The sequence below is a fragment of the Citrobacter sp. RHBSTW-00887 genome, from assembly GCF_013728095.1.
Lineage (GTDB): Bacteria > Pseudomonadota > Gammaproteobacteria > Enterobacterales > Enterobacteriaceae > Citrobacter > Citrobacter braakii.
Genome location: NZ_CP056267.1, coordinates 3,644,139 through 3,656,166 on the forward strand (window position 1 = coordinate 3,644,139; position 12,028 = coordinate 3,656,166).

Genomic DNA, 12,028 nt, shown 5'->3' on the forward strand with positions numbered 1-12,028 from the left:
GCTTACCCCTTGTTGCTCTCGCTAACGGTAAACGCCTGGCGGTGCAGAATCGCGGTGAACTCTTCCATAAAGTTGTCGTAATTCAGTTCCAGCTTGTTCACGCGCTGATTCAGTCGGTTGTAAGCCATAACCGCCGGGATTGCCGCAAACAGACCGATAGCCGTTGCAATCAACGCTTCCGCGATACCCGGTGCGACCATTTGCAGCGTTGCCTGTTTTACCGCGCCTAACGCGATAAATGCGTGCATGATCCCCCAAACGGTACCGAACAGACCGATATACGGGCTGATGGAGCCGACGGTGCCGAGGAATGGAATATGCGTTTCCAGCGTTTCCAGTTCACGGTTCATCGAGATACGCATCGCACGGGATGCCCCCTCAACGACCGCTTCCGGCGCATGACTATTCGCCCGATGCAGACGCGCAAACTCTTTGAATCCGCTGTAGAAAATTTGTTCCGAACCCACCAGGTTATCACGACGCCCCTGGCTTTCCTGATACAGGCGCGACAATTCAATACCGGACCAGAACTTGTCTTCAAATGCTTCGGCTTCACGTGAAGCAGCATTAAGAATACGGGTCCGCTGGATAATAATGGCCCAGGATGCGATTGAGAAACCAATCAAAATCAACATGATAAGTTTAACCAGAAGGCTTGCCTTCAGGAACAAATCAAGGATATTCATGTCAGTCACTGCTTAAACTCCGCGACAATAGACTTGGGAAGCGCACGAGGCTTCATTTTGAGTGGATCAACGCAAACAATCAGAACTTCGGCTTCATTCAGCACGGTGTTCTCTGCGTTGACAATGCGTTGCGTGAAAACCAATGAGGTGCCACGCATTGACGTAATTTCGGTTTGGACTTCGAGCATATCGTCGAGCCGGGCAGGCGCAAAATACTCCAGCATCATCTTGCGCACCACAAAGGCTACACGTTCGGCCAACAGGACCTGCTGACTGAAGTGATGATGACGCAGCATTTCTGTGCGTGCTCTTTCGTAAAAAGCGACGTAGCTGGCGTGGTAAACCACCCCTCCGGCATCGGTGTCTTCATAGTAGACACGAACCGGCCATCGAAACATATACTTGTTCATTCTTACTGCCTCTTTGTTGGCTTCGCCCACTCACACCGGTCGCTTAACTTTGTAAGCGCCTGGTGACTCGCGTTCTTGCCGCCGCGATGCTTCAAGAATGTCGTTGTATATCGCGCTGTATTCACTTTACATCCCGGTAATGCAATTAAGTTGCGTCCTGATGGTCCAGTGTCGCCACCGCACACAACTCCAGGGCACAACCTTAGGTTAATGCTTTCAAACTTCGCTACTATACGCGCGGGAATGGTGGTTTGGAATGGGGGAAAGTAAACGGAGAGTAAAAATTTATGGGCTTATGCAAGCCCATAAATATTTAAGGATGTTTCTTATTCAAAAGAAGAAGAAAATCAGACCAACAACCAGGACGATATCTGCGATTAGCGGGCAGAAAATGCCCTGCCAGTGTACGGCGCGAGGACGAAAACCAACGCCGTGAATGATGCCTGCGCAGACCGCCCACATCAGCAGGAGACCATGCCAGATTTCCAGCTCACTGGTTTTGGCCGCGAAACGTGACGGATCCCAGAATATGCAGCCAGCCAACACGATTGCCAGCACAAAGGAAAGCGCCCGCAAGGGGCGCTTATCCATCGCGTTATACTGCATCGCGATAATGTTGGTCATCAGCTATCTTCTTGTCCGGCTTTGCCTGATTCAACGTGCTCAAGCGCCAGCGCTGTGATTATCCCAAATGCACAGGCAAGAAGCGTTCCCAAAATCCATGCGAAATACCACATTTTAAGCTCCTTACTTAGTACAGAGAGTGGGTGTTGCTTTCAATATCTTCTTTGGTGATGCGACCGAACATCTTCCAGTAACACCAGCCGGTGTACAGCAGAATGATCGGAACGAACACACAAGCTACATACGTCATCAGATTCAGCGTCAGCTGGCTGGACGTTGCATCCCACATGGTCAGACTTGCGTTCATCATGGTGCTGGATGGCATCACAAACGGGAACATTGCGATACCAGCCGTCAGGATGATGCAGGCTAACGTCAGTGAAGAGAAGACGAACGCCCATGCCCCTTTCTCCATACGAGAAGTCAGGATGGTCAACAGCGGCAGAACCACGCCCAGTGCAGGAACCAGCCACAGAATAGGTGCATTGTTAAAGTTCACCATCCATGCGCCAGCCACGCGAGCCACTTCTTTGGTCAGCGGGTTAGAGGCGGCATGATGATCCAGTGCTGAGGTCACAACATAACCGTCAATACCGTAAATCACCCACACACCAGCCAGCGCGAAGCAGACCATAGTGACCAGTGCCGCAACCTGCGACGTTGCACGCGCACGTAGATGCAGTTCACCTACCGTACGCATCTGCAGATAGGTCGCGCCCTGGGTGATGATCATCCCAACACTCACGACACCCGCCAGCAGACCAAACGGATTCAGCAACTGGAAGAAGTTACCGGTGTAGTACAAACGCATGTAGTCGTCTACGTGGAACGGAACCCCTTGCAGCAGGTTGCCGAACGCCACGCCAATAACCAGCGGTGGAACGAAGCTACCAATGAAGATGCCCCAGTCCCACATGTTGCGCCAGCGCATGTCTTCAATCTTGGAGCGGTAATCAAAACCGACCGGACGGAAGAACAAAGACGCCAGTACCAGGATCATCGCCACATAGAAACCGGAGAACGCAGCGGCATACACCATCGGCCAGGCAGCGAACAGTGCGCCACCCGCGGTGATGAGCCAAACCTGGTTACCGTCCCAGTGCGGGGCGATGGAGTTAATCATAATTCGACGCTCGGTATCATTACGACCGAGGAAACGGGTGAGCATGCCCACCCCCATGTCGAAGCCATCAGTGACCGCGAAACCAATCAGCAGAATGCCAACCAGCAGCCACCAGATAAAACGCAATACTTCATAATCGATCATTTGACGACTCCTGTCTTAGCGTGCCGGCTGAGAAGTCACAGTGGACTGCTCGTAGTGATAACGACCGGTTTTCAGGCTACTCGGCCCAAGGCGTGCGAACTTGAACATCAGATACAGTTCAGCCACCAGGAACAGGGTATACAGGCCGCAAATCAACAGCATCGAGAAGATGAGGTCGCCAGCGGTCAGCGAAGAGTTCGCTACGGCTGTTGGTAACACTTCACCAATCGCCCACGGTTGGCGGCCATACTCTGCAACAAACCAACCGGATTCAATGGCAATCCACGGTAGAGGAATCGCATACAGCGCGGTGCGCAGCAGCCATTTTTTCTCACCGATACGGTTACGAATCACGGTCCAGAAGGACACTGCGATGATTGCCAGCATCAGAATGCCGCACGCCACCATAATACGGAAAGCGAAGTAGAGCGGCGCAACGCGAGGAATAGAATCTTTCGTTGCCTGCTGAATTTGCGCTTCGGTCGCGTCGGTGACGTTATCCGTATAGCGTTTCAGCAGCAGACCATAACCCAGGTCTTTCTTCATGCTGTTGAACTGGTCGCGAACGGCCTGATCGGTAGTTCCTGCACGCAGTTCTTCCAGCAGTTGATACGCCTTCATCCCGTTACGGATGCGCTCTTCGTGCTGCACCATCAGGTCTTTCAGACCAATGACCGGTGTATCAACAGAGCGGGTGGCAATGATGCCCAGCGCATAAGGAATTTGAATCGCAAAATGGTTTTCCTGCGCATCCTGGTCCGGAATACCGAACAGGGTAAAGGAAGCCGGTGCAGGCTGCGTTTCCCATTCCGCTTCAATAGCAGCGAGTTTGGTTTTCTGCACGTCGCCCATTTCGTAACCGGATTCATCACCCAGAACGATAACAGACAGAATAGCAGCCATACCAAAGCTGGCGGCGATTGCAAAAGAACGTTTAGCAAACGCGAAGTCACGACCGCGCAGCATATAGTAGGAGCTGATCCCCAGAACGAACATCGCGCCACAAACATAACCAGATGCCACAGTGTGAACAAATTTCACCTGTGCTACCGGGTTGAGCACCAGTTCAGAGAAGCTCAGCATCTCCATGCGCATGGTTTCAAAGTTGAAATCCGCGGCGATTGGGTTTTGCATCCAGCCGTTCGCAACCAGAATCCACAGTGCGGACAGGTTAGAACCCAGAGCCACCAGCCAGGTGACGCACATATGCTGGACTTTACCCAAACGGTCCCAGCCGAAGAAGAACAGACCTACAAAGGTGGATTCGAGGAAGAAGGCCATCAAACCTTCGATCGCCAGCGGCGCACCGAAAATATCCCCTACATAGTGGGAGTAGTAAGACCAGTTAGTCCCGAACTGGAACTCCATGGTCAGACCGGTTGCCACACCCAGAGCGAAGTTGATACCAAACAACTTGCCCCAGAACTTGGTCATATCTTTATAAATCTGTTTGCCGGAAAGGACGTAGACCGTTTCCATGATGGCCAGCAAGAACGCCATACCTAGCGTCAGTGGCACAAACAGGAAGTGGTACATCGCGGTCAAGGCAAACTGTAAGCGCGACAGTTCGACTATATCTAACATCATGACTCCTTGCTCATCGCATGAAGACTCCGAGAGTGAACCCCGTTAGAAAGGGTCACACGCATGCCCCAATACAAATTTATCTGCTTCCCTCCGCCGCTGCTCTTTCTTCTCAATTGAAGAAAGGACAATGATGAAAGGTTACAAACATGTTAATAAAACACTCAAATTGATCCCGCAATTATATTACGCCGTAAAATCCTTACAATAAACAGGTTTTTATCGAGGTAAATTTGCATTTTTCGATAGTGATCAATTTATAGCTAATTTATCACTTTCAGACAAATTTGATCTGCAGCAATTTAACCTCTTTTGAGGCTGTTTACCAAGTTTTAAACATTGATTTAAATCAATTTTCAAATTTAATGTTAATAGTGTTTAACAGTCAGGCGACTAGTGAACGCCATGTTAACGGTATGTTTTTCAATGAGTAATTGCCGTTACTACAAATGATAGGATATTTATTTAAATCTACACGATCTTTTAACCCGCCCGATTGACAGAATTGCCAGCAGATAAAGAGTCACTATTGCTGGGTAGCTCACAGTTTTTTGTTTAGCAAGTCATGGAATTGTTATTCCATACAAATTATTCATTTAAATTTTACTTATAATTAACACCAAGATGTAACTATCTCAAATGGAAGCGAAAGCGTCCCTCATTGACAGACGCATTGGGTTTGACGTCCTCAGCACAGCGCAGGCGTTTCGCTTAAAGCATCACTGAAAGTTATCACTCACTTCTCTTTTTCTCTTATGTGGCAACGTTTAAATATGCCACAAACAATTCATTATCATTTTTATCTTAAATTTAACAAAATATAATTATGTCATATAAGATTAAAAAATAAAAAACCGTTATCCCGTTCACAAGTTATTTAGTAAAGATAATTTTTTAAATTATTAAAAATGACGCATAAATGAGGCGCACAACAAAATAAGATTTCGATCACAAACATGGCAAGTCATTTATTCGTCATTTTCCTGGTAAATTAAAAAAAGCCGCAAAGACAAAACGCAACAACCTGATAAACAAGGGTTTTTACAAATAAAAAATATAACAATCATTTTGCGCAGGATATTTTGAAAATAGATCAATTGCTTCCTTTTCCGCTTACACAGAAACTCCGACCCTATTAAGAGGTTGTCACAAACCATGTTCTAAATATTAGAAAATAATTTTCACTTATTGACCATCAGCCCTACAGAGGATTACCCATGAAGAAATCTACACTTGTTATTGGCGTCATCGGTGCTGACTGCCATGCAGTAGGTAATAAAGTTCTGGATCGCGTTTTTACTGCTCATGATTTTCACGTAATCAACCTCGGGGTGATGGTGAGCCAGGATGAATATATTGATGCCGCGATTGAAACAGGCGCCGATGCCATCGTGGTGTCCTCTATCTACGGTCATGGCGACATTGACTGCCTCGGGTTACGTGAGCGCTGCATCGAACGCGGCCTCGGCGACATTCTGCTGTACGTCGGTGGCAACCTGGTAGTTGGTAAACATGACTTCGGCGATGTGGAAGTGAAGTTTAAGGAGATGGGTTTTAACCGCGTCTTCGCACCGAGCCACGACCTGGAAGATGTCTGCGCGCTTATCACCAATGATATTCGCCAACACAATGGCCTCGAGCAGCGTTGCCTGGAAGAGGCTGTCTGATGCAAACAGTTTCTGTCGATATCGGCTCGACATGGACCAAGGCTGCCCTCTTTGCCCATGAAGGCGAGGAATTAACCCTGGTAAACCATGTCCTGACCCCAACCACCACACATCATCTGGCAGACGGTTTTTTTGCCAGCCTGAATCAGGTGCTGAACGTTGCCGATGCTCGCCCGTTACTGAAAAGTGGTGAAGTGCAGTTGAAATACTCCTCCTCGGCCAAGGGTGGACTCGCCGTTGCAGCAATGGGGCTGGTGCCTTCCATTACGCTGGAATCAGCAAAAGTTACAGCCCATTCGGCAGGAGCGAAAATCGCGCAATATTATTCGTACAAACTGAACCGGCATGACATCCAGGAGCTGGAATCATCACCGCCAGACATTCTGTTGTTTACCGGTGGTACAGACGGTGGCGAAGAAAGCTACGGCCTGGCGAATGCGCATGCGCTGGCAGGCTCAACGCTTGATTGCGCCATTATCTACGCCGGAAACCGGGACATTCAGGACGAAATACAAACGATTCTGGGACATAAAGATCTGACCACGGTAGACAACATTCTGCCTGACCTCGATCACCCGAATCCGTTTGCCGCGCGCCAGGCGATTTGCGATGTGTTCTTGTCACGCATTGTCAAAGGTAAAGGTCTGGACGTCATCGTCGGCGAAACCGGCGAAGAGCCAATGCCGACGCCATGGACGGTATATGAGTTAGTCAAAGCCATTAGCGATTACGACAGCGCATGGAAGGAATTCATGCTGATTGATATGGGCGGAGCCACCACGGATGTCTATTCGGCCAGCGCGAATACCCTCTCCCCCGATACCGTCCTGCATGGTGTTCCTGAACCGTTCGTCAAACGTACCGTTGAAGGCGACCTGGGAATGCGCGTTTCCGCCGTCGTGGTGGGAGAAAGCACGCAGGATATGGTGAAAGTCATCTTCGCCCAACAACCGCAGCGCGAGGAAGCGTTTTACCGCTACCTGCGTCATCTGGTTGGGCAACCGGATTACCTGCCGCTCAGCGAGGAGGAGAAGTATTTCGACACCCTGCTGGCAGGTTTGTGCGTGGGCTATGCCGCTGAGCGCCACGCGGGCACTAAAAAGCAGGTTTGCACCTGCGTGGGTAACGTGGATTTACAGATGGGTCGCGATCTCACCACCGTACGCAAAGTCGTCGGTTCAGGGGGATGGCTCTCTCGCGCCAGCCAGTTCGATATCCATAACTGGCTCAAATACCGGGAGCTGGACGACCAGGGTAAAAGAATTTTGTTACCGAATCAGTTTGAGTATTACCGCGATTCAAATGGCCTGCTCCCGCTACTGGCAAACGTCGCCAGGCTGTACCCGCAAGCCGCTGCTCGCACCAGCATTCAGTGTTTAACCCTATAAAACTTAAGGCAGCTACGAATGGAACTTCGAAATAAAAAATTGACCCATGACGAATTCATGACCGAAAGGCATCAGGTATTACAAACCTGGGAAACCGGCAAAGACGTAGAGAACTTCGAAGATGGCGTGAAGTACCAGCAATCAATTCCGGATAAAAAGCGCTTCTCCCTTGCTCTGCTGAAGGCCGATCAGGAAGGGAAAACCCTGAGCCAGCCGCGCGCAGGCGTAGCATTAATGGATGAGCATATTGCGCTGCTCAAAACATTGCAGGAAGAGTGCGACCTCCTGCCGAGTACGATCGATGCCTATACCCGTCTGAACCGCTATGAAGAAGCCGCTGTCGGGATCCAGAAATCTATCGAAGCAGGTACTTCCAAGCTGAATGGTTTACCGGTCGTCAATCACGGGGTTGCTGCCTGCCGTCGTATGACTGAAGCGCTGGAAAAACCGATCCAGGTTCGTCACGGCACGCCGGATGCGCGCCTGCTGGCAGAAATCGCCATGGCCAGTGGCTTTACCAGCTACGAAGGCGGCGGCATCTCCTACAACATTCCTTACGCTAAACGTGTCACTCTGGAAAAATCCATCCGCGACTGGCAGTACTGCGACCGCCTGATGGGCCTGTACGAAGAGAACGGTATTCGTATCAACCGTGAACCATTTGGCCCACTGACCGGCACCCTGATCCCGCCATTTATGTCCCACTCGGTGGCGATTATCGAAGGTCTTTTGGCTCTGGAACAAGGCGTGAAGTCAATTACCGTTGGCTACGGCCAGGTCGGTAGCCTAACGCAGGATATTGCAGCGATTCAGGCGCTGCGCGAACTTTCCCACGAATATTTCCATAACCACGGCTTTGACGATTATGAACTGAGTACCGTTTTCCACCAGTGGATGGGCGGATTCCCGGAAGATGAAGCAAAAGCCTTCTCCGTTATCGCCTGGGGCGCAGCGGTTGCCGGTATGTCAGGTGCCACCAAAGTGATCACCAAAAGCCCGCACGAAGCGTTCGGTATCCCAACGGCGGCAGCGAACGCCCAGGGTCTGAAAGCTTCGCGCCAGATGCTCAACATGGTCAGCGACCAGAAATTCCCGCAGTGCGCTGCCGTGGAGCAGGAAGTTGATCTGATTAAGAGCGAAGTCCGCGCGGTGCTGAAGAAAGTCTTCGAACTGGGCAATGGCGACATTGCGCGCGGTACGGTGCTGGCCTTTGAAGCAGGCGTACTGGATGTACCTTTCGCGCCTGCCGCCTGTAACGCCGGTAAGATCCTGCCTGTTCGCGATAACACAGGCGCCATCCGTATTCTCGAAGCCGGCTCCGTTCCGCTGCCGAAAGACATTCTCGCCCTGCACCACGACTACGTCGCAGAGCGCGCGCATTTCGAAGGCCGCAAGCCTTCTTTCCAGATGGTCATTGATGACATCAACGCCGTATCCCACAGTAAATTAATAGGAAGACCATAATGAAAATTAAACAGGCCCTTTTCACAGCTGGCTACTCCTCATTTTATTTTGACGATCAGCAGGCCATCAAAAACGGCGCCGGTCATGACGGGTTTATCTATACCGGCGCTCCGGTAACGCCTGGATTTACGTCTGTTCGTCAGGCGGGTGAATGCGTATCCGTACAGCTGATTCTGGAAAACGGCGCGGTAGCGGTGGGCGATTGTGCAGCAGTGCAATATTCAGGTGCAGGTGGACGCGATCCGCTGTTCCTGGCTGAAAACTTCATTCCGTTCCTTAACGATCACATCAAACCGCTGCTGGAAGGCCGCGACGTTGATTCGTTCCTGACCAACGCCCGTTTCTTTGACGAACTGCGTATTGACGGCCATCTGCTGCATACCGCCGTACGTTATGGTCTGTCTCAGGCGCTGCTCGACGCGGCGGCACTGGCTACCGGTCGTCTGAAAGCAGAAGTGGTTTGTGATGAATGGCAACTGCCGTGCGTCCCGGAAGCCATTCCATTATTTGGCCAGAGCGGCGACGACCGTTATATCGCCGTCGACAAGATGATCCTCAAAGGTGTGGACGTCCTGCCGCATGCGCTGATCAATAACGTAGAAGAGAAGCTGGGCTTCAAAGGCGAAAAACTGCGTGAGTACGTCCGCTGGTTATCAAACCGCATCCTGAGCCTGCGCACCAACGAAACCTATCACCCGACGCTGCATATTGATGTCTACGGCACCATCGGTCTGATCTTCGATATGGATCCGGTGCGTTGCGCCGAATACATCGCCAGCCTGGAAGCCGAAGCTCAAGGCCTGCCGCTGTACATTGAAGGCCCGGTAGATGCCGGTAACAAGCCGGATCAGATCCGCATGCTCACCGAGATCACTCAGGAGCTTACCCGTCTGGGTTCCGGCGTGAAAATTGTTGCGGATGAATGGTGTAACACCTATCAGGATATCGTGGACTTCACCGACGCGGGCAGTTGCCACATGGTGCAGATCAAGACCCCGGATCTGGGCGGTATTCACAACATCGTCGATGCGGTGCTGTATTGCAACAAACACGGAATGGAAGCCTATCAGGGCGGTACCTGTAACGAAACGGAAATCAGTGCGCGTACCTGCGTACACGTCGCGCTGGCTGCGCGTCCAATGCGCATGCTGATCAAGCCGGGTATGGGTTTCGATGAAGGTCTCAACATCGTGTTTAACGAAATGAACCGCACCATCGCGCTGTTGCAAACTAAGGATTAAGAGATGGCACGCACATTTAAGATCTTATCGCCTACGGCTATCCTGGGTTATGGCTTCCCGGAAGAAAGTTTTCGTAAAGCCATGGAAGAGTCACCGGATCTTATTGCTGTTGACGCAGGTTCCTCCGATCCAGGCCCCCACTATCTGGGGGCGGGTAAACCCTTTACCGACCGGGCCGGTGTGAAACGCGATCTGCGCTATATGATCGTGGCAGGCGTGAAGAACAACATCCCGGTAGTGATCGGCACGGCCGGTGGTTCTGGCGCAGCTCCACATCTGGAGTGGTGTCGCCAGATAATCCATGAGATCGCACAGGAAGAAAAACTGTCCTTCTCAATGGCGTTAATCCCGTCTGATGTCGACAAAGAAATCGTTCATCAGGCGCTGGATAACGGCAAAATCACCGCGCTCGATTTTGTGCCTGAACTGACTCACGATGCAATTGAAGAGAGCACCTACATTGTCGCGCAGATGGGCGTCGAGCCTTTTCAGCGTGCGCTCGAAGCTGGCGCGCAGGTGGTTCTGGGCGGACGTGCCTACGATCCGGCCTGCTTCGCCGCGCTGCCAATAATGCAGGGCTTTGATGAAGGTCTGGCACTCCATTGCGGGAAGATCCTTGAGTGTGCTGCCATTGCCGCCACCCCTGGCTCCGGCTCAGATTGTGCGATGGGGATCATTGATGACAACGGCTTTACGCTGAAGGCGTTCAATCCCAAGCGTAAGTTCACTGAAACTTCCGCTGCGGCGCACACCCTGTATGAGAAGTCCGATCCGTACTTCCTGCCAGGACCAGGCGGCGTGCTGAACCTGAAAGCGTGCACCTTTACCCAGGTTAACGAGGGCGAAGTGTATGTCAGTGGTTCACGTCATGAAGAAACACCGTATGCGTTGAAACTGGAAGGCGCGCGTCAGGTTGGCTTCCGTTGCCTGACCATCGCCGGAACGCGCGACCCAATTATGATTGCCGGGATTGACACCATTCTCGAAGAGGTACAGGCAAGCGTGGCGCGTAACCTCTCACTGAATGACGACAGTATCCGCATGACGTTCCACCTGTATGGTAAGAACGGTGTGATGGGCAACCATGAACCGATGAAAACCGCCGGTCATGAGCTGGGGATTTTACTGGATGTCGTTGCGCCGACGCAGGATATCGCCAACAGCGTTTGCTCGCTGGTACGCTCTACCCTGCTGCACTACGGCTATGAAAATCGCATTGCGACTGCGGGCAACCTCGCCTTCCCGTTCTCGCCATCTGATATTCAAAGTGGACCGGTGTATGAGTTCTCGATCTATCACCTGATTGAAGCGAGCGATGCGCTGCGATTTGATTTCCACATTGAACAGGTGACGCCAGAAGGAGTTCAGGCATGAAATACTCAATTTGTTCACTGGCGCAGGTTATTCGCTCCAAAAACGCCGGACCGTACGAACTGGTTTTAGATATTTTATTTAAAACCAGGGAAGACTATCAGCGGGTAAAAGCCTGCGAGCAATTAACACCGCAGCTCATTGCCAGTTTATATAATGTTGAACCTGACTTCATTCACAATATCGTGTGGTTCGATCCGGCGAATGCCGTAAAAATCGTCATGCCGCGCGATATTATTTCCGGCAACGTCGGTGATAATGATGTTTATGGTGCTCAGCAACACGCTCCATTATTAAGTATTGAGTTCGACTTGTAACAAAAAACA

Annotated in this window: 12 protein-coding genes; 6 read left to right on the forward strand and 6 right to left on the reverse strand. The window is 51.1% G+C overall.

The genetic code is table 11. The features are described 5' to 3' along the window. Positions 1–2 precede the first annotated feature (2 nt). The 6 genes from tolQ to cydA all read right to left on the reverse strand — a co-directional run bounded on the left by tolQ (position 3) and on the right by cydA (position 4,571). Positions 3–695 carry a Tol-Pal system protein TolQ gene (tolQ, locus tag HV314_RS17495; protein ID WP_016152312.1) on the reverse strand — a complete coding sequence of 231 codons (693 nt, stop codon included), beginning with the start codon at positions 693–695 and terminating at the stop codon, positions 3–5. Continuing rightward, positions 692–1,096: a tol-pal system-associated acyl-CoA thioesterase gene (gene ybgC, locus HV314_RS17500; protein ID WP_181546306.1), complete on the reverse strand. Its 405-nt coding sequence runs from the start codon at positions 1,094–1,096 to the stop codon at positions 692–694. The genes tolQ and ybgC overlap by 4 nt, the downstream gene beginning before the upstream one ends. A 330-nt stretch (positions 1,097–1,426) precedes the next feature. Next, complete coding sequence (gene ybgE, locus HV314_RS17505; protein WP_016152311.1) at positions 1,427–1,720, reverse strand: cyd operon protein YbgE; 294 nt, start codon at positions 1,718–1,720, stop codon at positions 1,427–1,429. After that, entirely contained in the window at positions 1,720–1,833 is a 114-nt protein-coding gene (gene cydX / locus HV314_RS17510; protein WP_003022970.1) for a cytochrome bd-I oxidase subunit CydX, read from the reverse strand. Before cydX ends, ybgE begins: the two co-directional genes overlap by 1 nt. 14 nt (positions 1,834–1,847) lie before the next feature. Beyond that, positions 1,848–2,987, reverse strand: a complete 1,140-nt coding sequence (gene cydB, locus HV314_RS17515) for a cytochrome d ubiquinol oxidase subunit II (protein ID WP_016152310.1) — start codon at positions 2,985–2,987, stop codon at positions 1,848–1,850. Between the two features lie 15 nt (positions 2,988–3,002). Then, positions 3,003–4,571, reverse strand: a complete 1,569-nt coding sequence (cydA, locus tag HV314_RS17520; protein WP_016152309.1) for a cytochrome ubiquinol oxidase subunit I — start codon at positions 4,569–4,571, stop codon at positions 3,003–3,005. 1,217 nt (positions 4,572–5,788) lie between these two features. Here cydA and glmS point away from each other — a divergent pair. The 6 genes from glmS to HV314_RS17550 are packed head-to-tail and all read left to right on the forward strand — an operon-like array spanning position 5,789 to position 12,019. Further along, positions 5,789–6,238 (forward strand): methylaspartate mutase subunit S, encoded by a 450-nt coding sequence (glmS, locus tag HV314_RS17525; RefSeq protein WP_181546308.1) that lies wholly within the window; start codon positions 5,789–5,791, stop codon positions 6,236–6,238. Then, positions 6,238–7,626: a methylaspartate mutase accessory protein GlmL gene (gene glmL / locus HV314_RS17530; RefSeq protein WP_016156015.1), complete on the forward strand. Its 1,389-nt coding sequence runs from the start codon at positions 6,238–6,240 to the stop codon at positions 7,624–7,626. The genes glmS and glmL overlap by 1 nt, the downstream gene beginning before the upstream one ends. 18 nt (positions 7,627–7,644) lie before the next feature. Next, positions 7,645–9,090 (forward strand): methylaspartate mutase subunit E, encoded by a 1,446-nt coding sequence (locus HV314_RS17535; RefSeq protein WP_016152306.1) that lies wholly within the window; start codon positions 7,645–7,647, stop codon positions 9,088–9,090. After that, complete coding sequence (locus tag HV314_RS17540) at positions 9,090–10,331, forward strand: methylaspartate ammonia-lyase (protein WP_016152305.1); 1,242 nt, start codon at positions 9,090–9,092, stop codon at positions 10,329–10,331. The genes HV314_RS17535 and HV314_RS17540 overlap by 1 nt, the downstream gene beginning before the upstream one ends. A gap of 3 nt (positions 10,332–10,334) precedes the next feature. Then, the gene (locus HV314_RS17545; protein WP_016156013.1) at positions 10,335–11,705 is read left to right on the forward strand and encodes an acyclic terpene utilization AtuA family protein; all 1,371 of its coding nucleotides are present in this window, start codon (positions 10,335–10,337) and stop codon (positions 11,703–11,705) included. Next, positions 11,702–12,019: a DUF4387 domain-containing protein gene (locus HV314_RS17550; RefSeq protein ID WP_181546310.1), complete on the forward strand. Its 318-nt coding sequence runs from the start codon at positions 11,702–11,704 to the stop codon at positions 12,017–12,019. Before HV314_RS17545 ends, HV314_RS17550 begins: the two co-directional genes overlap by 4 nt. The last annotated feature ends 9 nt before the right edge of the window (positions 12,020–12,028 follow it).